The sequence below is a fragment of the Gracilibacillus dipsosauri genome (assembly GCF_003176895.1).
In the GTDB taxonomy this organism is placed as follows: Bacteria; Bacillota; Bacilli; order Bacillales; family Amphibacillaceae; genus Gracilibacillus; species Gracilibacillus dipsosauri.
The window spans coordinates 295,432-317,965 of the sequence record NZ_QGTD01000005.1; the positions used below are offsets into that span (position 1 = coordinate 295,432).

At 37.1% G+C, this 22,534-nt stretch carries 16 protein-coding genes and 1 pseudogene; all 17 read right to left on the reverse strand.

Going from position 1 to position 22,534, the window contains the following annotated elements; translation table 11 throughout:
* Positions 1-52 precede the first annotated feature (52 nt).
* Positions 53-3,505: a glycoside hydrolase gene (locus DLJ74_RS05410; RefSeq protein ID WP_109983657.1), complete on the reverse strand. Its 3,453-nt coding sequence runs from the start codon at positions 3,503-3,505 to the stop codon at positions 53-55.
* A gap of 29 nt (positions 3,506-3,534) precedes the next feature.
* Entirely contained in the window at positions 3,535-4,161 is a 627-nt protein-coding gene (locus DLJ74_RS05415; RefSeq protein WP_109983658.1) for a YesL family protein, read from the reverse strand.
* A gap of 14 nt (positions 4,162-4,175) precedes the next feature.
* On the reverse strand, positions 4,176-5,060 hold the full coding sequence (locus tag DLJ74_RS05420; RefSeq protein ID WP_109983659.1) for a carbohydrate ABC transporter permease: 885 nt from the start codon (positions 5,058-5,060) through the stop codon (positions 4,176-4,178).
* Positions 5,053-5,934, reverse strand: a complete 882-nt coding sequence (locus DLJ74_RS05425) for a carbohydrate ABC transporter permease (RefSeq protein ID WP_219987217.1) — start codon at positions 5,932-5,934, stop codon at positions 5,053-5,055. The genes DLJ74_RS05420 and DLJ74_RS05425 overlap by 8 nt, the downstream gene beginning before the upstream one ends.
* Positions 5,935-6,012: 78 nt before the next feature.
* Positions 6,013-7,293, reverse strand: a complete 1,281-nt coding sequence (locus DLJ74_RS05430; RefSeq protein WP_109983661.1) for an ABC transporter substrate-binding protein — start codon at positions 7,291-7,293, stop codon at positions 6,013-6,015.
* 231 nt (positions 7,294-7,524) lie between these two features.
* Positions 7,525-8,316: a mechanosensitive ion channel family protein gene (locus DLJ74_RS05435; RefSeq protein WP_054787235.1), complete on the reverse strand. Its 792-nt coding sequence runs from the start codon at positions 8,314-8,316 to the stop codon at positions 7,525-7,527.
* Positions 8,317-8,504: 188 nt separating this feature from the next.
* The gene (locus DLJ74_RS05440; protein ID WP_109983662.1) at positions 8,505-8,876 is read right to left on the reverse strand and encodes a hypothetical protein; all 372 of its coding nucleotides are present in this window, start codon (positions 8,874-8,876) and stop codon (positions 8,505-8,507) included.
* A gap of 19 nt (positions 8,877-8,895) precedes the next feature.
* On the reverse strand, positions 8,896-9,411 hold the full coding sequence (locus DLJ74_RS05445) for an acyl-CoA thioesterase (RefSeq protein WP_054859792.1): 516 nt from the start codon (positions 9,409-9,411) through the stop codon (positions 8,896-8,898).
* Positions 9,412-9,576: 165 nt separating this feature from the next.
* On the reverse strand, positions 9,577-10,455 hold the full coding sequence (locus tag DLJ74_RS05450) for a LysR family transcriptional regulator (RefSeq protein WP_109983663.1): 879 nt from the start codon (positions 10,453-10,455) through the stop codon (positions 9,577-9,579).
* Positions 10,456-10,575: 120 nt separating this feature from the next.
* Positions 10,576-11,919, reverse strand: a complete 1,344-nt coding sequence (locus DLJ74_RS05455) for a GH1 family beta-glucosidase (protein WP_109983664.1) — start codon at positions 11,917-11,919, stop codon at positions 10,576-10,578.
* Positions 11,920-12,302: 383 nt separating this feature from the next.
* The gene (locus DLJ74_RS05460; RefSeq protein ID WP_109983665.1) at positions 12,303-12,920 is read right to left on the reverse strand and encodes an SGNH/GDSL hydrolase family protein; all 618 of its coding nucleotides are present in this window, start codon (positions 12,918-12,920) and stop codon (positions 12,303-12,305) included.
* 45 nt (positions 12,921-12,965) lie between these two features.
* A complete protein-coding gene (locus DLJ74_RS05465; RefSeq protein WP_181397436.1) occupies positions 12,966-13,946 on the reverse strand; it encodes a glycoside hydrolase family 113 in 981 nt (326 codons plus the stop codon).
* 21 nt (positions 13,947-13,967) lie between these two features.
* Positions 13,968-16,427 carry a beta-mannosidase gene (locus tag DLJ74_RS05470; protein WP_109983666.1) on the reverse strand — a complete coding sequence of 820 codons (2,460 nt, stop codon included), beginning with the start codon at positions 16,425-16,427 and terminating at the stop codon, positions 13,968-13,970.
* Between the two features lie 333 nt (positions 16,428-16,760).
* Positions 16,761-18,036: pseudogene (gene ltrA / locus DLJ74_RS05475) on the reverse strand (group II intron reverse transcriptase/maturase).
* A gap of 568 nt (positions 18,037-18,604) precedes the next feature.
* Positions 18,605-19,615, reverse strand: a complete 1,011-nt coding sequence (locus DLJ74_RS05480) for a substrate-binding domain-containing protein (protein ID WP_109983858.1) — start codon at positions 19,613-19,615, stop codon at positions 18,605-18,607.
* A gap of 1,358 nt (positions 19,616-20,973) precedes the next feature.
* A complete protein-coding gene (locus DLJ74_RS05490) occupies positions 20,974-21,510 on the reverse strand; it encodes a GNAT family N-acetyltransferase (protein ID WP_109983668.1) in 537 nt (178 codons plus the stop codon).
* Positions 21,511-21,699: 189 nt separating this feature from the next.
* Positions 21,700-22,248, reverse strand: a complete 549-nt coding sequence (locus DLJ74_RS05495) for a hypothetical protein (protein WP_109983669.1) — start codon at positions 22,246-22,248, stop codon at positions 21,700-21,702.
* Between the last annotated feature and the right edge of the window lie 286 nt (positions 22,249-22,534).

Below are 22,534 nucleotides of genomic sequence, written 5' to 3' on the forward strand. Positions count from 1 at the left end.
AGCCATCGCACTAGCCCCAGCTTGATTTAAGCTAGTCTCAGTGAATGGCTTTCTATTTTTTTTCTAATTCGGCTACTATTTCGTCAACATAATGGCTAATCTCTTGAATGATACTCTCAGAAACATGCTTCCGATTTTTGTTGCTCGTTAAATGTTTTTGAAAATTTTCTAGACTCTTAATGGTTTGCTTCAACTTATTATCCCGATAATGTTTTTCCGCTTGCCTAAGTCTATTACTCATTACTTTTACCATAGGTCCAGAGATTTCTCCTGATTCGACATTACTGTTAAATAAGGCTGTTAACCCTGCAATCGTCCCTTTTCCATCATCGGGGTTTTGCTTTACAGTAAAATGTACTTGATACGTATTGGTATTCTCTTGGTCTTCGGAAGTAACGATTATCGATGCTTTCCCTGGGACAGAGTCTGGTAAAACTACTTCATATGTCGCAAACAAATCTGTAGGTGTTACGATAATAGATGGGATGTCGGTTTCTTTTTCCACTTCTAATTCATAAGTGAATTGGTCTGATCGGAAGCCTTCTAGCTTTTCCTCGTTAACTAAAATATTAGTTAATGTGGCATCCTCGCCTATTATAGGACTATCCCCTACGCCCATTACCTCCATTTCAACGACAGCAATACACGTTTCAGGCATTGCCTTTAGCTGTGCTCTAATCTTTGATGTGGTTATTTCATCAAAGGTTATCGTTTTTTCATCCTTATCTTCTATGATTGCGTCCGAATTTTTGATTTTTGTCCAGTCGGAGCCATTCCAATATTCTAGATATAAGGATTCTGGTGGTCTTGTTCCACCTTCATCGTCGTAAAAGGTAAATCTCACTTCGGAAATTGCTTCTGTCTTACCAAAGTCTATTTGTATCCAGTCCTTTTCACGCCATTCATTTGGATCCCAATTTGTCCACCTATTACTGGAGTAATCTCCATCATTAATTCGATCCACATCATCCCATTGACCTGTAAAAGAGGCACTAGCAGCCGGGTACTCCTCGACATTTTCTTGGAGTGCTATATTTTCGATAGCAGCCTCCCTTACTTGTACTTTAGCGATTACCTTTTGGGTGCTACCAGTGACGAGACCATGTACCGTAAATTGTCCAAGTTCATCATATTTGGATTGATCTATTTCCTCCCAATCTACAGGAACATTAATTTTTTCCCCAATTGCTAGCTGTGCTTCAACAAAGGATGGTAAGGAGGGTGCATTACCGATAACTGTTTTTAATTTTGGTTCTATCACATTTACTATCTCACTTACATATACGATAGCCTTTGCTTTTAAATCTGTTCCCGCAACCTTACCTTCCACGGTAAATTTCCCTTCCTTTTCATATTGGTCAGAAGATATCTCCTCCCAGATTACTTTTTCCTCCACAATATCTCCATTACCATAATGTGCGATTACTGCTTCAGGTAAGCGTGGAGCTTTGTTAATACTTGTCCAAATTGTGGTGTCTTCTAATTTAGTAATGCCTGCCTCAAAAATTCTCCATGCCTGATTTGCACCTGCATTAGCCTTCCAAACACCTGCTGAGGCTCCTTCTTCTTTTGATTGGCCACCTATTTCTAGTAACGTTCTGCTTTCTACATTGATAAACATATATTCCTCTTTACCAGTAGTAGAGATAATCCATTGCTGAGCCCCCGTTCCACTATCCTCAGCTAGTATGACTTTTCCGTCTTGGTGGGTTAACACTTGATTTGTTTCCTTATTCACGATTCGGTATTTTTCCATCGTCGTATAGCTATCCGTTATCTTTTCAATTTTCCATTCCTGACTAACCTTTCCTCGTTCTGTTGAGTACTGAACAGCTTTTTCCTTTTCTACATCTAATACCTTTTGACTGTGCTTATTTTCTAGTTTAAACACTTTATTATCTGATAAGTATACTTCCTCCTTCTTCACCCCAGAGACACCAGAAATAACAAATGTTGTAACCGACTTTGGTGCTACAGATGTGATAAGCTGATCATTTTCAACCTGTATTGTTTCTCCTTGTGTGAGATTACTGTCAGCTGACGTAGTATATGGCACGGCAGAAGCTGACTGTTTTACCACATCAAATCCTGAGAGGTCGATGTCGATCTTTTCAGCGTTTTCGGTATGATTGGTATAAACGACAACCGCTTCCTGATTTTCCTTATTAATGGCTGCTAGTGTATTGTTATTATCTGTATTAATAACGTTATAGCCTGGTCGAATAAACTTCGAATAATTTGCCATCGTGTAATATTTTTTATTTTTGTGCCATTCTAGCTCGTCAAAATTATCAGGGTCAAAGTCCACTTGAATGAGACCCCAATTCGAATTTTCATTGTCTTCATTCATGTTTATTTGGTCTTCAATAGCTTGCCAAAGCACCCAAGCTCGTGGCTCTAAATTCATAATATCCGATGCAATACGTTCTGATAACTCCAATCCTGGTTCGATATGATCAAAATCCTGTGGGACACTTCCTCCTAAGTCCACTTCTGACATCCATAGACGCTTCTTCTCGCCCTTGGCTAGATCACGGACAGCGGTTCTTTCACCAGGCCAGTATGTGTGTACATTCATCTGACCTACATTTTCCTTTGTCGTTACATCGTATTGCTCCCAATTCTGTCTGAATTTTTGTGGATTTGTTTCATCCATTGCAGATACGACAGTTCCTAATTGTAGCTCCTTTAGTTGTTCACTTACTTCCTTAATGATTTTCGCCTGGGATTCTGGTGACCAATTCGATCCTTCCTGTCTACCTAAGGCACCCCAATAGCCTGTATTAGGCTCATTAACAGGGGATAATGTATGAATATCTATACCTTTTTCTTCTTCTAAATATTGGACTACTCGAGTCAAATAAATGGCGAATTCTTCAAATTTATCTCGTTGGAGGTTATCCTCCCAGGAATCAAAGTTTCCTGAAGTGTACCCACTATTCGTCATAAAATATGGCGGAGAATTAGAAAACGCTTCAAATAAATTAGCTCCTCTTTTCTTTGCGGCTTCTAACCACCATTGTTGATTTTGGTCTTTATCCCAGTCCCAATGATCGGGGTTATTTGGATCCCACCAATCATCTGGTTCTTCCCAATCGTCTCCTGCATTTTCTGGTGGGCTATATTCTGCTGGTCGATTCCAATATCCTGGTACGGCACCACCAAGACGCATATATGGCTCTGTTTCTGGTGAATCCTCTCCACCGATGTTATAACGTGCAATATTAAAGTTTAAACCATCCTCTCCAAATAGCGCATCTGCTAGTTCATTTTTTATGTGATCAGGCCAGCCTCCTGTGATGTTAGCAAACCATACCAATGCCGTCCCCCAGCCTTCAAAGGATTTATGCTGATAACTAGGATCTAATTTGATCATCGTTTTCACCTCCCCCTCTTCTTTAATGGGGCTTTGCTGTGCGTTTATACGAATAGGGTGCTGAATGATACTTAACAGCAATAGAAAAATACCTCCTAAAGCGATTGTTTTTCTTAATGATAATTTCAACTTAATTCATCCTTTCTGCATTCATTACACTAAGCACTCTTCCCTTCTACTTGCTCAAGCTTTCGAAAAATATTAGAAGCAATATACATCGTCACTAAACTTGTCATACTTCCTGAAAAAAATGGGATTAATCCAGGTAATAAAAGAAATAATAGACAGATTAATAGAATCGAAAAAGCTAAAGCTAACATGTGAAATGGATGACTGATAACGATCATGGCAGAGTATTTAAGGTAGTGAAAAATAGATAGCTTAGCGTGACTAAATAAAGGAAATGACATACAGATAATCAATATGAAGTAACAAGTCGTAACGAGAGTAATCACCTGAAATAAATCACCTATCACCCCCTCTAACCCGCTTATTAACAGATAGTAGACAGATAAAAGATAAACAAGGATTAAATGTGTGTATACTAATAAATTTGCTTGAAAGAAATTTTTCTTAAAATTGTGCCAAAAAACTTGAAAAACTGGCACCTCTTCCTTTTCTAAGATCCATTTTCTGCTCACGGAAAACATCGCCAAAGTTGCAGGCCCAAATCCGAGAAACACCAATCCAATAAGAGTAAATAAGAACCATAGAATATTTAGATAGGTTAGCTTCATCACCCATTCACAACAATTGTACAATCCATTCAAATTAACCTTCTTCATTTCGCCCACCCCTATTATCCTTTTAAAGACCCACCGATCTTAATACCTGATAAGATATACTTTTGTAAAAATAAGAACAAAAGGAGTGGTGGTATCAATGCAGTTAAAGAAGCAGCGAACAAGATTCCATAATCCGTTATACCGTCTCTTTCCCCCTGCAATGAGTATAGCCCTAATTGTAATGGGAATTTATCTGGGTCACTTAAATAAATCAAAGGACCGAGAAAATCATTCCAGTGGAAATTAAAGGTCATAATCCCTATTGTTACCATAATAGGCAAGCAGAGTGGGGCAATAATTTTCAATAAAATCTGAAAGGAATTTGCCCCATCCATGTAAGCTGATTCATCTAGCTCCTTAGGTAAAGTCTTGATGAACTGTCGAATCAAAAATATATTAAACGGAACACCAAAGGCACTTGGTACAATTAAAGGCAAATAAGTATTCACCCACCCTAATTCAGAGAATAATAGGAATTGGGGAACGAGTGTAACTTGTTCAGGAATCATCATGGTAGCCAAAACGATTAAAAATAGTGGTCCATTTAATGGTGATTTAAATCTAGCAAAACCATAAGCAACAAAGAAAGAAGAGGCAAGAACAAAAATAATATTAAATGCGACAATGATCATACTGTTCCATGCATAGGAAACCATTGGAAAACTTGATAACATATTGATATAGTTCTGCCACATGAATGTCTCCGGAATCCATTGAATAGGAACAGTAAAAATTTCCCCATTAGGTTTTAAGGATCCTGATAATGTCCAAACAAGTGGGAGCATAAATACGATGGTACCACCAATTAAAAGAATGTACTTTATCATTAACAGAACTAGTCTGCTTTTATGCTGTTTGTTCGTGTCCCTCATCGGAACTGCGACTTGACCATTATTCATAATCGTAATACACCCACCTTTTGGATAAATATAAATTCAAGATGGTAATCATTAATATAATGACAAACATAATCCAAGCTAATGCAGATGCATAGCCCATTTGAAAATATTCAAATGCATGGTGATAGAGGTGAATCATCAAGGTATCGGTCCAAGCAGGATCGAGGCCTGGAATAATCATTGGCTCGATAAACATTTTTAGTGTTCCGATAATTTCCATTGTTGCAACAAACAATACAGCTGGACTAATCGCCGGAAATGTTATGGACCAGAACTTGCGGAATGGAGAAGCTCCATCCATTTCTGCAGCCTCATGTAATTCCTTTGGCACACTAGATAAGGCAGGTAAAAAGATCAGTAAGCTTCCTCCAACACCCCATAGCTTGACAAGCACAACGGTTGGCTTTGCCCAATTCGGATCACTTGACCAACCAGGTCCATCTATCCCGACTAAAGAGAGCATGGCATTAACTAAACCAACATTCTGCCCGTTAACCCCAGGTGCTAACATATAATTCCAAAGCAACAGAATCGCCACACCACCAAAAATGGCTGGTAAATAAAAAGCTGTTCGAAATATCATAATCCCGGGAATTGCTCGTAATAGAAGTAAAGAAATCATTAGCCCAAGAAAAACATGTAAGGGAACTCCTAAAATAGTGTAATAAATCGTATTCCACAATGAGCTCCAAAATCTGTCGTTTGAGACAAGCTCGATATAATTACTTATACCAATCCAAGTATGTGGTGATAAGATATCATATTCGGTGAAGCTTAAATAAAGTGATACGAGCATTGGACCTGCTGTAAAAACTAAAAAACCAAATATCCATGGCGAAACGTATAATAAGAACTGCTTTCGTTCATTTCTCACAGCCATTCCCCCTTCTAGCATGTCAAGATCAAACTTGGTTTAGGATCTTCCTTATCCTAAACCAAGTAGAACAATGGATTAATCCTTCAATTTTTGAAGAAGTGCTTCCACTTCGGATTTCACTCCTGGCATAACCTCTTCAATTGGCTGATCTAAATCAACCATTTTACTCATCCCTTCTTGAACGATTCGATTAATCTCTCCCCATTCTGACGTCACTTGAGGAGGATAAGCTCCTTCAAGGGAAGTGAGCATCATTTCAAAGTTTTCTGGTGCCTTACCACCTAAGTCTAAATATAGATCAGATTCGGCAATTTCTTTATTTGTTGGAGTATCACCATGCTCTTGTGCTAATATTTTTTGCGCCTCTTCCCCTGTCCAGAACTTGATTACCTCCCATGCTGCATCTTTCACCTTCGAGTCCTTCGCCATGTGAAATGCATTAGAAAAGATTGGGGTGGCATCTTGAGAACCGGCTGGGGCTGTCGTCATATCCCAATCGAACTCCTTAATATTTGCTTGGCTGCTTAATATGTGCCATGGTCCATCAATCATCATCGCTATTTTGCCACTCGTCCATAGGTCAATGCCTTCAGGAATCTGTGTGGAACTTGGTGCTATGTCTTTATCCCATGTAACTTCTTTCATGAATTCAATTGCTTTCCGTGATTCAGGGGAATCTAAATGAAAGGCATCTTTTTCCTCATTCAATACTCCTCCACCAAATGATTGTAACGTTTGCGATGTACTTGCCCACCAGCCTCCAATAGGATTCATACCGAAGATACCTTCTTCTGGATTTGCTATTTTCTCACCGGCCTTCACTACATCATCCCATGTCCAATTTTCATTTGGATATTCTAAATCATGTTGATCAAATAAGTCTTTATTATAGAGCATAATGACAGACCCTACGCGTAATGGTAAGCCATACACCTTTCCATCATGTGTATATGCATCAATTGCTACAGGATAAAATTGATCTAAATCCAAACCATCCTCTTCAATGTATGGTGTGAGATCCTCTAACACACCTCTTGAGGCAAATTGATAGGATTCCTCGGCAAATTGAATGACGTCATATGGTGTTTTCGCAGACATCATAACTGTTTGCTTCTGTGAGTATTCTTCACCATCTGGAAGGTTAACTAACTCTACCTCTATTTCTGGATGGACTTTTTTAAATTCCTCGTTTATTGCTTCCATCCTTTTTTTATCAAAATCCCCTCCCCAATAACTAAATGTTACCTTTGTAGTATCACTATCTGTTTCAGAAGAGGATGGATCAGCATTACCGTTACAACCAACCGCAATAAGCATGAGAAATATAAGCATGAACAACAAATAAAGACGTTTCATCGAAGCACCCCTTTTTGGATATAATTTCGCCAAGTCTTTTATAAACTTGTAGCAATTAAATGACTATACCTCCTCCTCTCAATTGATAACGCTTACATTATTTCATAGTTATTTAGCGGTTTTTACGCTTATATTGACTTTCTTTACTATTATTTTTACAAGTCCCACTTGCTAGCTGTTTAAAAACGGAAAAAGGACTGCCGTATGAATGGCAGTCCTCCGTGTCTATAGTTATTCATTTGTTACATGTACATCCATTTGTGGATATGGGATCGAGATGTTTTCTTGATCAAACCTTGTTTTTACTTGTTCCAAAATGTCGAAATGTACGTCCCAATAATCTTCTGCATTTACCCAAACCCTTACTGTATATTCCACCGCACTATCACCATGTGCAGATAGACGAATAAATGGTTCTGGATCCTGTAATATCGCTTGGTGACTATGTACCACGCTCTCTAATGTTTGAATAACATGCTTCGTATCTGCTTCATATCCAACTCCGAACTTAAAATCGACCCGACGCGTACTGTTTACTGAATAATTGACAATACCTGCGTTTGATAAATTACCATTTGGAATAAAGATCACTTTATTATCTGGTGTAATCAATTCTGTATATAAGATTTGAATCGCCTTTACTGTTCCATTATATCCTGCTCCCTCAATGTAATCACCTACTCGGAATGGGCGAACGGTAAGTAATAATACACCACCGGCCAAGTTAGCTAATGAGCCTTGGAACGCTAAACCAATTGCTAAACCTGCCGCACCAATCACTGCAACAAATGAAGCAGTCGGATATCCTAAGATATTAACGACAGATATAAGCAGTAAAATTTTTAAAATTGCACTAACTAATGATTGCAGAAATGGCTTTAAACTTTCATCTAATTTAGAGCGTTCTAATTGTTTTCCTACAATCCGAACAATGAATTTAATCACAATTAGTCCGACAATAAGTGTAATAAGTGCAAATAAAATAATCCTTCCATATTCAATGACTACATTCATCCAATCCATTCTCTCCATCTCCTTTACTATTGGATTTCCTACCATTATTATATAGAATTCGGTTGATGTCCAATCTTTTTGGCTATTTTAACTCGAAAATTGTGAAAAGATTGATACTTTTGACGAAATATAGCAATTCAATAAAAAATCCCCCACCCTTTTTAAGACAAAGGAATGAGGGATTTTGTCATTATTCATTATTTCACTACAATTGGTCCTACCAAAAACTCTGGACTACTACCAATTGCTAGTCTACAAACATTTTCATAGCTAACCGCTTGATGATTCCTTAATAACTGTTTGACAACAGAAAAACTTGGATCTTGCTTCAGCTTATTGATTTCATCCTGATAAATGGAAAGCACATAGCTTTCCTCTGGTTCAGGGGTAAAATCCTGACAATCTTCATCCAATAGAAAACAACCAAAATATTGTAGTCCGTATTGCAATTGTCTTGTTAATTTAATTGCATTGATAAGTTGTTGATATTGTACTGGATAATTTTTTTGTAAATCGTTAATGGATCCTTTAGCATCCTTCAATTCTTGAAAACTAGAAGTAACAATCATGATTTCTTCCTCCATCCTATTAGTCCCAAGGTTTATCAATTAAGAGCTTCGCCACTAATGCATTGTTTTGTTCTCTTTTTAGGTTTCTAATTTTTACACGTTCACTGCCTGTTTCATATAGGTATTTCTCTTCTTCTGTTTCTGGTATTACTTGTGGAACTTTCACTGGCTTTCTATTTTCATCTAATGCAACAAACGTTAAAAAGGCAGTTGCTGCAAAGCGCCTATTACCTGTTTCTAAATCCTCTGCAATGACTTTACAAAATATTTCCATTGAGCTTTTACCAGTATAAGTGACAAATGATTCAATACAAACTGAATCTGATTGAAAAATCGGTGCGATAAAATTCACTGAATCGGTTGAAGCAGTAACACATTCCTTAATGCGAGAATGCCTTCTTGCCGATAAAGTGGCACAGGCATCCATTTTTTTCATCAGAACTCCACCGAATAAGGAGTTATAATTATTTAAATCATTTATAAGAACTTGATCTGTTTGGACAACACGAGTATCTTTCATTTTCTTTGATTCCATTTTACTCATCCCCTATTTTTATCCTTCTATCCTCGCTCCATTTATGATTATAACGCCAACTATTTCAATAAGTACAATGCCGATCACTTATCATCTATATAACAAAATCGTATGGAAGCGAACACAAAAAAATCTGTTATTGAATCGAAGGATTCAATAACAGATTTATACGAGCTTATTTTTGGCAAAGCTGATGAATTTTTTATTTGTTTGCGAAAGGTAAGCATCTTTTTTCCAAACGAAGGCCAAATTCCATTCCATCAACGATTCTGTAATCGGAATGGTCTTCACATCACTTGTTAAATCATTACTTGTACTCTCTGGTAATAAGGTTATCCCAACTTTGGAGGCAACCATTTCTTCGATAAAATCGAGCTGTGAGGTTTCAGAAGTAATCCTCGGCTGAAAGCCTACTTGTTTACAAGCATTTAGTATAATATTTCTTAATTCAAAATCTTGGTTAAACATAATAAATGCCTCATCCTGCAACTCTGATAAGGTAATGTTATCTTTATTAGCTAGCGGGTGAGTAGAAGGAACTACTGCTCTTAATGATTCATTGACAAAGGTAAAGAAATCGAAGGACTGATGATGATCTGTCAGCACGACGACGCCACAATCTAATTCTCCATTAATAATTTTTTCTTCAATCATTTTCGATCCGTTTTCTTCAATTTCAAAAGTAATGGCGGGGTACTCTGTATGAAAAGCACCTATTAATTTTGAAAAAAAGAAGGAGTTCACGACGGTCGGAAGTCCGATGCGGATATGACCAGTATTTAAAGTATGAAGCTCTTCTAGGTCTCTCTCCAAATCCTCTATTTTTTGAGCTATTTCTTCTGCATGATGGAGTAAAACCTCTCCAGCATCCGTTAGTAAGAGTTTTTTCCGGGTACGGACGAAGAGGGAAGTATTTAGTTCGTCTTCTAAAGATTTAATAATTCGACTCAAGGCTGGTTGAGTTATGTAAAGATTATCGGCTGCCTGTGTAAAGCTTCTAGTCTTGGTTACCTCTAAAAAATACTGCAAATGTTTAATATCCATTCTTCATCCTCCTTCGTTTATTTTAAACGAAAGGAAACAGCTTGAAAAGGGGAAGAAAACAGGCTATCTACTGAATTCATCCCTACCATAGAAAAAAAGCCACCAAATGGTAGCTTTCCCTCACTTCTCAAACCAGTTATTTGCGATTGTTTGCTTATACCAGTAATAGCTGTCTTTTTTCGTTCGCTCTAATGTACGATAATTAACATGGACAATTCCGAATCTCATCGTATAGCCTTCAGCCCATTCAAAGTTATCCATTAAGGACCACGTAATATAACCTTTAACATTCACACCTGATGCAATCGCACGACTTAATGCCGTTAAATGCTGCTGTAAATAATGAATTCGCCCACTATCTCTCACTCGACCGTTCTCAGGCTCATCATTGTAGCAGGAGCCGTTTTCTGTAATATAAATAGGAATGTCACCATAGCTGTCTTTAATTCGCATTAACACATTATAAAAGCCTTCAGGAAAAATCGGCCAACCAATATCTGTACGATCATAATTCATTTCAACCAATTCCCAGTCTAAAAGACCTTCATTTTCCTTATAACGAGCGATATGTCCTGTGTAATAATTGATCCCTAGGAAATCAACTGGCTGATGAATATCTTCCATATCACCATCTTGTATTTCTAGCTCCACTCCTTTTTTCTTAAACCAATCAAGCATGAACTTCGGATATGTTCCTTTGAACACAGGATCCATAAACCACTCAATATACCAGCCTATTTCTCGGTTACATGCATCAATATCCTCTTGGCGAGTACTATATGGCTCAAGCCAAGTCGTATTCGGTGCAAATCCAATCTGTCCTTCAATGCCGATCTCACGGAATTTTTTCACTGTACGTCCATGTGCGACAAGTAGATGATGAGATATTTGTGTAGCAAGCTGCAAATCTTCATTTCCTGGTGCATGTACTCCGATATAATTCGAAAGAAACGAAATACACCATGGTTCATTTAAAGTAAGCCAATGTTTGATTTTGCCATCGAATTCCTTAAACATCAGCTCTGCATAATTTACGAATGCATCAATGGTTTCTCGATTATTCCAACCACCATTGTCCTGTAATGCCTGTGGTAGATCCCAGTGATATAATGTACACATTGGTTCAATACCATTTTCCAACAATTTATCAACTAAACGATGGTAATAGTCCAGTCCTTTTTGATTCACTTCCCCTGTGCCATTTGGGAAAATTCGTGGCCAAGCTACTGAAAATCGGTAAACATCAATACCTAACTCTTTCATTAATTCCACATCTTCTTCATATCGATGATAGCTATCACATGCTATGTCTCCATTGTCCCCATTTACTACTCTTCCAGGAGTCTTTGAAAATGTATCCCAAATCGAAATTCCACGTCCATCCTCATTTGTTGCACCTTCGATCTGATAGGATGCTGTCGCTGTTCCCCATTTCATACCTTTTGGAAATTGAATAATTGCCATAATGCTATTCCTCCCTATTTATATAATGAACAAATTGCTAAAACATATCTTGCATGCTTTGGCAAATGCTCAGGATCCAACCGATAATATTAGTAGACTTCCTCCACTGATTATTGAAGAGGCTTATCAGATGTTAGTATCCGATTGCTCTCAAAATCTCTTAAGGAAACCGATTTCCTATATAGGAAGGGAAAGTGACGTTTTAACCAATGCATCTACTAGAATCTGTCTAGAAAACTACACTTTATAGCCACTAAGCCCTTAAACATTATTAATAAAATGACTTGAATAGGATACCGGTTTCATTATATCATATTCACCTTAAAAAAGGCACAATATTTTAAATCGCTTTCAAAAACTTTCTTCATCTAAAGAAATAGTTTCTAATTTTCTACCGCTTTCATCCACTGTTGAGCGACTAAAAGGTTACCTGCACTATTTAAATGCACCCCATCTGTTGTTAGTCTATAATCACTGTTTGTATGTAGATATTTCATAAAAGCTTGATGTGTAGGCACTAATATGGCGTGATATTCTTCTGCTAATCTATTCACAATATCCACATATGGTTTTAGCATCTTATTCCCTTCGGATAATAGACTTTCTTCAATAATAGTTGGTTCCATTAAGATCAGTGATGCGTTTGTATGATTCTTTACTTGTTTTAATAGATGACGATAAATAGCTTCAAACCTGTCTGGATAAATCTGTTCTAATTCTGGTTGATCGAGCTGACGCCAAACATCGTTAATTCCAATGGAGATGGATACAGTATCTGGATTCAGCTCCAATATATCCTGATCCCAACGACTCTTTAAATCATTGATTCGGTTTCCACCAACTCCCCGATTCACTATCTCTATCTTACTATCAGGCTTAGTTATTTTAAAATAATCATGGATCACACGAACATATCCCTTACCTATCCCCTCTGGATCCTCGTGCCTTCCCCACTCAGTAATACTATCCCCTATCAAAATGATTCTCCCACCTAGGTTCAATCAAAGCCCCTCCTTCATCAAGATAAGATTCCCACCAGTAATAAACTACTGATGGGTTGTTATATTGTGTTTACTATACCACTTTTTCACAATATTTTCTGCCTTTTTCCCATATATATCAAAATCGAGATCTTTTTTTGCCTCCTCTTTTGGGTAAAGCTTTGCTTTCCAATCCCACCAGAAGAAGCCTGCAAACCAAGGCTTATTCCAAAATACTTGAAAGACAGATTCATAGAAATTTGCCTGCTCCTCTTCGCTAAAGGGCAGATCCTTATGTTCAAAATCCCAAGGCATTGTAGCACAACCGAATGCACTTCGACAGCCTATTTCCATAAATAAAATTGGTTTATGAAAGGTTTGATGCAGCTTTTCTAATTTAATCGCTATCTTTTGCCATTCCTGGACCATATTTCCTACAGAATCACCAGGCGTTTTCGCAACGGGGTAATAGGCACTCGTTCCGATGATATCTACTGCATCAAACCACTCCACGCCATCTTCCTTCCCGTGGTTGGCGTTATAAATAATGGGGCCATGATAAATTGCACGAACTTGTTCAATCAGCTGCCGCCAATAAGCTGTTTGTCCTTCTGTTTGAATCATCTCACAACCAATGCAGAACATCTCACATTCTAGCTCTGTTGCTAATTCGGCGTAGTGGATTAGAAAACTCTGATACGATCGGAACCATTTTTCCCATTTATCTGTCGCTTCCTCTGGAAATCCAATTCTTGCTCTCCAGATGCCATCACGACAATTGACTACTGGCTTCAGACAAACCTTCAATCCTAGTTTTTTGGCTTGCTCGACTGCAAATTGAATATCTCTGTCTGTCATCGTATGACTATAATCAAACTGAATATCCGTTGAACAGTACGTATCCTGTAATGCAAAGAAGGATAAAGCAATCCATTCACTACCTATTTCTTTTAATTTTTGTAAAGAGTCGATAGCTTCCTTTGTCCTATAAGCGCCACGTGAGGTGTTCCAGCCATAGGTCATTCCCTTAACAAACAATTCTTTCATATTATTACCGCCATTCTACTACTAGTCTTGTGTGATATGGTAAATACTTCGAACTTTGAGACCTTTCGTGATCTGCTCAACTGTTGCAGGCGCTGACATTGAATGTTTATCAATGGTTACCGTTTTTGGCTCATTTGCGGATAAATCGAAATAATTGTCAGAAAGAGGGCCATCCTGCTCTAATAAAAGCTCGACATATTTGGTGTAAGCACTCGCATTTACTTCCATCACGAATTGTTCTTCATTTTCGGAAACCTTTACTTCAAGCTCTGGATTCAAAAACTCAAAATGCTTTGGCTTTGTAAAAATAACAGAAGCATCACTATAATAGGCATCATCTATATATAGAATGGCTTCCAGATAGCAATCTCGCTTTCGCTCCTCTGTCAATATTTCCGAAAAATCGAGTGATTGACACGATTTGGCTGTTAATGCGTCTATTCGTTCAGTCACACTTCCTTCTTGTAAAATCTGTGATTGATGATCACGAAGTCTCCAGCTAATACGGCAATGAATTGGCTGTAATTGATCATTCGTCACATAAATTTTTACATCCTCGCCGCCCTCTTCTAATGATAATAAAATCGGATCATAGAATTTTTTGGCGAAGTAATGGAGTGCCTTCCATCTTCCGTAATAATCCATACTAGACCATGAAGCAACTGGCCAGCAGTCATTTAACTGCCAATATAAAGATCCCATACATCGTCCTAGATTTCGGCGCCAATGCTCTACTCCATATTTAATGGCTTCTGCCTGTAACAGCTGGGAAGTATAAAGCAAAGCATCAAAATCTTTCGGATAAAGGAAATTTTCTGATAGATAAAATAAAATCTTCCCATTTGCCGCATCATTTTTTTGATGCTTTTCCATTACCCTTGAGAAAATATTACGATCTTCTGCCTCTGTAAATGCTTCCACTGTTTTTATTGAAGGGAATGATTGAAAACCAAATTCAGAGCAAAAACGGAAATGATACTTGCGATACTCGGTAAATGGCTTCTCGCCATGCCAGACTTCCCAATAGTGTACATCTCCAACATCTGGATTCTTCGGATTGTCAAAGCCTCCACCAGATGACGGTGAAGAGGACCAATAAAAGGTTTGCGGGTCATGCTCTTTCACAATATCAGGTAAGATGATTTCAAATAGCTTAATATAATCTCTGCGCCAATCCGATCGTTTTGGCCAACCCCAAAATTCCATTGCTTCTTCAACCTCATTATTGCCACACCAAATTCCAAGAGAAGCATGATGACGAATTCGTTTTATTTGATCGATCGCTTCCTCGCGAATGTTTTGTTCAAATTCCTCTGTTAGTCGATAAACACTGCATGCATACATAAAATCCTGCCAAACAATCAGTCCATACTTGTCACATAAATCATAAAAATAATCTTCTGGATAGTGTCCCCCACCCCAAACACGTATCATATTAAAGTTCGCTGCAACGCTATCCTTTATTAGCTGTTCAGTTCTTTCTTTGGAGGTTCTTGGTAACAAATTATCCTCTGGTATGTAGTTTGCTCCCTTCATAAAAATTGGATAGCCGTTGACAACAAACTCAAAGGATTTACCCCATTGATCTTCTTCATGCCTTACGGTTATGGTTCTTAGACCAATGGAGTATTTTCTTCTATCTAATTGTTCACTTTGTTTTTTAAGAATGATTTCTACTTGATATAATGGCTGTTCTCCATATCCAGCAGGCCACCATAGCTGTGGATTTTCAAGCGTAAAAGAAAGTTTCTCTTTCCTTGTATGATTGTGGACTACTTGCTCTGACTGATTACCATCTGGAGAAGTAATTTTAGCGATTAGGGACAGATCTGGATCGACTTTTTCTTGGATTTCAGTTACTACATCTACCTGCACATACTTTTCATGGTGCTCTTGTTCAATATATACATCCTCTATTCTGTTCTCATTCCACATAACCATTTCAACATCACGCCAAATTCCAAGGTCAGGAATCTTTGGTCCCCAGTCCCATCCGAACATACTATGTGCTTTTCTTAAGTGAGGATAGCCTTCCAGGGCATGGTCTACACCTACTAATGGATCTTCTTGCTGTTTCTTCTCAATATAATGAATAGGTGAATAGAGCATAACTTCTATTGTATTGCGTCCTTTTTTTAGAAAATGTTTCACCTCTAATCGATAAATTCGATGCATGTTTTCAGTGTGAAGGAGCTTATGACCATTTAAGAAAATGTCTGCAACAGTATCTATTCCATGAAAATAGAGAGAGATATTTTCATAGTTTAACAGGTCTTCCTTTATTTCAAAATCCTTTTCGAATACATAATCTTTTTTAGCTATTTCGATTGCTTGTTCCTCATTATCTCGATAAAAAGGATCATCAATTACTCCTTTATCTAACAATGTGTTCATCACCGATGCTGGTAAGTCGATCGAGTACGAGCTTTTCTCTTCTAATCCCTTCATTCTCCAATTCTGATTGAAATTAATCGTTTTCATGGTTCACCTCTTCTTAGGTTTATATTTGATATTGCTGATCTCTTACTCCAGCTTATGTTTTGATCTCTCCCCCTTTTATTAAGTTAACGTTTAGGTTTACGATAACTTAATAATAACTTGTGAACGGTTACTAGTCAATAGATGTAAAAAGAATAATCCCTTACTTTTTGCATTACAAAAAGCCCCGGTAATACGAACCTCTCTTCATGTTTGATATAAAAGTGCTGATATGTTTTATCGACTGCAATTCCATATCGAGTAGAGGGGAAAGTTAAATAACTATCCGCCCCTCTCACACCACCGTACGTACGGTTCCTTATACGGCGGTTCAATTTATATCACAGTGTGTACTTTTAAGTAGTAGTCTAAGACAAAGGGTATACCCCTTTGCTTGAGACGTTTGTTAGATAAAGCTCTTTGAACCACCTTCGATAGCCCAATGAAACGATACCCTCTTCGACAGTAAGTTAAGCCTTTTGATTCCTCTTCGGGAATGCCAAGCTGGATAAGAGATTTTATTCTCTTCTTGTTGTTCTTCCATTGCTTCCAGATGATTACTCGAAGTCGGGAGCGAAGTTTTGCGTCTACCGCTCCAAGTGCTTTCTTCATGTTGGCTATCTTGAAGTAGTTGACCCAACCTAGAATGACCTGTTTTAACTTGACGATTCTGTCATCTAGTGAGATGCCCAGATTTCGTTTCGTTAACTTTCGCAGTTTCCTTTGAAATTTCTGAATCGATTTTTCATGTGGTCTTGGTTGGAACTTTTCCTTATTAAAATCATAGTAGAAACCGAATCCTAGAAATTTTGTTTCACCAGGACGGGAGATTCTACTCTTTTCCACATTTACCTTTAATCCCAATTTCTTCTCGATAAATTTTGTAATGGAAGTGAGCACTCTATTCGCTGCTTTTTCGCTTCTTATGAAAATGAGACTATCATCTGCGTATCTGACGAAACGCAGTCCTCTTGCTTCTAGTTCCTTATCCAACTCGTTCAACATAATGTTGCTTAGGAGTGGGCTAAGATTGCCTCCCTGTGATGTTCCAACTGGCGTATCTTCATATTTACCATGGACCATTACTCCACTTACGAGATATTTCCGTATAAGGGAAATCACATCTCCATCTTTTATCGTATGGGAGATGATTCTCATCAGCTTGTCGTGATGAACCGTATCAAAGAATCGCTCTAAGTCAATATCTACTAACCATTCATATCCATCATTTATATATTCTAGCGCTTGAATAATTGCCATTTCACAGCTTCTTCTAGGTCGGAAACCATAGCTGTATTCACTGAATTGTTTTTCAAATATGGGGTTAAGTTTTTGACTGATTGCTTGTTATACCACTCTGTCGACAACCGTTGGGATACCTAGTTTGCGCATTTTTCCATTTTTCTTTTGGAATCTCGACTCGCAATGCTGGCGAAGGTTGGTATTTTCTTTTCCGGATTTGAGCACGAAGTTCATCCTTCTGTTCTTTCAGATATTCCTTTAATTCTTCTACACTCACTCCGTCTACTCCACTTGCACCTTTATTGCGATACACGCGCTTATAAGCTTGATTCATATTTTGATTGCTTAAGATTTCTTCTAAAAGCTCCACACTCGTTTCTTCCTTTCCGTTAACGTGACGATCAGACACTTCTCTTTTGAGTATCCTCTGAGATACGCTCATACTTTCCTCATTAACACATTCTGAAATATATCTGCCGTGCGTTCATGGCGTAGAAACACTATAAATTGTTCAGCCCTTCATGATTTCATCACTACTATGGCTTCGGCTGACTTCTCACGGTAAACCTTTTTCGACCAGCTTTCTTTATAGGGGACTCCTCAGCTGTCCGTGAGACCTCCCAGGGTAAGGCAACTATCTTTCCTCTTTTACTCGTCTGATTTACTCTATAGGATTACGCACATCTTTTGGACTTTGACTTGTTATGGAGCCTTATCCGCCTATAAAGCCTTGGTATCAGATTTCTGTTCGTCGAGCCAAGATTTTGATACACGCTTCCTTCAGCCCTTACCTCACGATAAGTACCTTGCGCTTCTCTAGTGGTTGGTTGATGTGTACCCCCACAGTGGACTTTCACCACCTAGATAGTCGCCATGCCTGGCGCACATAAAAAAGACCCAGGCTTCCACCTTGGTCCATAATCAGTAAATATACGTTTTTATTCGCTTAGCCTTTTGACAGAATCTCGATAAATAATTTTACCTTTTACTGCAACTCTTCCGAACGCTGCCGTTTCATCATCCATCTTCTCGCAAATAAATTTCACCGCATTTTTCGCCATTTCATCAATATCTACTTCCACTGTTGTTAAGTTAGGGGATGTTAATGTCGCATAAATATCATTATCAAATCCGACAACCGAACAATCCTCAGGAATTTTAAACCCATTTTTTTGTAGTCTTTCCATTAATAAATGGGCAACCTGATCACAGTTACAAACGAACGCAGTTGGTAATGCTTCTGGTAAATCGAATTCAATAAAGCTTCCGCGGTCATCACGATCACTTATTACATACTCTTGTTTCAAGTGAATTTTGTGTTCTAATAACGATTTATAATAACCGAGAAAACGATCTTGAATACTGCTTGTGGAGAACAAATTACCGACATAAGCAATTTCGCGATGCCCTGCCTGAATCAAATAGTTCGTCAATTCATAGGCACCATAAAAGTTATCGGTAATTACGGCGTCTACGTCCGCATTCTCATCATAAAAATCTAAAAACACGAGTGGCATATCCACACTCTGCATCAACTCAATATATTCCTTAGAAGGTTGACCGAGTAGAATAAAACCATCCACTCTCCTTTCATGATATATCCTTGGAAGCTTTAAACCTTCTTCATCGTCAGATGGCAAAATATGAATAATGCCATAATAGCCTCTTTCTTCTAATTTTTGTGCAATCGACTGATAAACCTTTAAGTAAAAGGATTGTGTCATACCAGTAAAACGTTCCGGAATGATCACACATACGTTATAAGATTTCCCATCCTTCATTGATTTTGCCATGGTATTATAACGATAACCCATTTTGTCTGCTAAGGCTTTAATCTTTTCTTTTAATTCATCACTTACCCCGTCTTTATCATTTAACGCCTTTGAAACGGTAACACTACTTACCTTCAGTTTTTCTGCAATATCCTTCATTGTCACATTTGTCTTCAATTTATCCACCCCAACCTTATCATTCAAACTGAACAATCCCCTTGTAAGAATTATCTTACCATTGATTCAGCCTCATTACTTAATTATTTTACTTAATTATTACTTATTTTGGTTTGTCAGTAAAGTACCTGGTCTTATCCTACATCCTCCGACACTCTTTCAATAAATTCTAAACAAAATTTTCCGTTATGATAAAAGGTTTTCCATGGTTTACCGATTTCCAATTGCGATCAAGCTCTTCCACATAAACATTATGGAAAGGATTGAAGCCATTATCTTCGATGAGTTCATAAATCCCCACTCTAATCTAGTTGCATAATAATGTCTTGTCAATTTTTTATTAAAATAAAAATACAATCGCCGAGATTCATCGCACAATACCCGTATAAAGTCACTATAGGAACAGTTGATCCCACAATGAATAAAAGGAGATTACACTCTACAAAGTGGACCTGTCTAAAGATTACAATTTAAAGTGTCTTATCTCACATTGATAAATCTTGAACGCACAAATGTGAATCAAGTCTAGTCTTTAAGTTCGATTGATTTATTATAAGCTCAGGATTCCATTTTATCTCTTTAAAACGTTGACGAAACTTTTACTCACGGTACCTAACCTATTAAGTAATAATTATCTTAAATTCAATTTTTCCATTCTAGTAATAATACATCTATCACCTTTGATATCATGCATATTATCTAATATATTAATAGGTAAACGTTAACCTTTAAGGGGGATTAAATTGTCCATAACTATTAATGAAAGTCATGTAGAATTTCACCTTTACAATGATTAAATTAGTTATATTTTCCGCGTATTAGAAAAGGGCCATCAGCTGGAGCCTTTATATTATGGTAAGTGAATACATCACCGAGATTCTTTTGAGCATTTAATTTAGCGTGAAATACGGCCTTCCTGTAACATGTTTGAAGATGATCACTCATGTGATCATGAGAGAAGATAGAAGTCATATTACTAATTTTGTCTATCAGGCTTATCGTGTTATAAAGGGTAAATGATTCATTTACAAGGGGCGCGGGCAAGAGAAGGCCATCTCGAAAAGAAAAGATTATCCAAAAGGGTTCAATCCATTTATATCGAACTTTATAGATACTTTCATGTATCTTCCCATCAATACTGATCGACATCAAGTCACCCTTTTTATTCAACATTTATGAATATAAGTTATGACACCTTCCGATATGCTGGTTTTATCACATTTATAAAACGGTATCAATACTCTAGAGTTGTGACACCAAGTAGAACTGTTGTAGTTTTCAAGACATAAATAAAGCCGATTTCCAAATTGATAAATCGACTTCTTCTTTCACTAAAGCACCCGTTAGCATAATTAAGCCTATCTTTTATTTATTTCCTTCCATTCATTCTCTAAAATACTCATTTCCCACAAACTCCAGTATTCGTCACCAATCTTTCTTGAGTCTCTGTGTAACCCTTCTTTTATAAATCCCGTTTTTTCATAACAAGCAATTGCTGAAGCGTTAAAATCAAATACACCAAGACTAACTCTATGTAATTTAAGTTCATCAAATGCAACTTTGAGGATTTCGTTCATCATTTGTAGACCAATTCCTTTACCTCTTACATTTTTATCTCCTACTAACACTTTTCCCACTCTTGCCGACTTGTTGCTTCGGTCAATATTACCCAATGATATATGTCCAATTACATATCCAGTTTCCTTTTCTATAATACTGTATATAAAAATAGGAGAATTATCAGTGTTCGCATCTTTAAGATAATTCTCCAACTGTTGTTCAGTTAATGGGAAACTAAAATTAGGACCTCCCCATTGGAGTAAAAATTCTGGTGTTTCAATCCAATTTATAAGTTGTTGAAAATCTGAACGTTCAAAAAATCTTAATTTAATCATAAAAAACGTTTTCCTCGTTTCTATATTTAATATTTGAATTGAAGCTATTAACAGTGTACCTCTTGTTCAGGATTCGCACCCGTTACTTTAAGTACACTAATTCACAAACTATTTGTTTAAATAAGTTCTACGTCAAATTTCCTTTTTCTTTTTTTGAAATATATTCTAAAATATAAGATTATAATTATTTTATTTACATAAATTTAAAGGTTCATCATCCCATACCTGCACTTCAATATATCTTTCAGGTCCATATTTTCCGTCTTTATTCCATTCTTGAGGGAATCCATATAGTTTTATTATCTTTGAAATTTCTTCAAGAGTATAGACTTGACCTCTATACGGCTTCCCATCCTGAAACCTCATCGCTGGAATGGAATCACCATATGTAAAACTTATTGATTTTGAATTAAAACTTTTTATTGGAATTTTTACTTCCATTCCATTCTGGAACCATTCCTTTACCCACGCACATTCCCCTAATATAAAATAGTGCGGAAATCCTTTCTTGGGTTCGCCACCTTTTTTTATAAATAATTCTCTTATTTTTTGTTCTAATTCCCTACGTATTATTAAATAATTTTCTGGTCGTTTGGCAGCAAATGTATTATTTTCTTTTTGAAGTTTTTTTAGAATTTTTTCAGCGTCATCTATATCAAGTTCGGATAGATTAATTAAGGGACCGGTATTGCGTTCATAGTAATGATAAAGAAAGGTTGCTTCTTCATATAAATCCATGAGTTTCCTCCTTACATAGACCATGTTTACAATATATTCATAAAAAACTTGTCCTTGTTCAAATAAACTATTTCATTACTTCAATAAATCAGTAGACAGAGCACTTTGCTTTCTTGAAGAAACGCACCCTTTAGCTTAACAATCATTTTTCAGATATTGGCATATATTTTGTAAAATAAGTGCGAGTATTAGTAATATAGATAAAATAATCGGTAACATTTTAATTCCCCTTTTTTATGGCAGTTGTGTGCCACTTTTCCTTTTCTAAGAATACGTTTTGTAACGA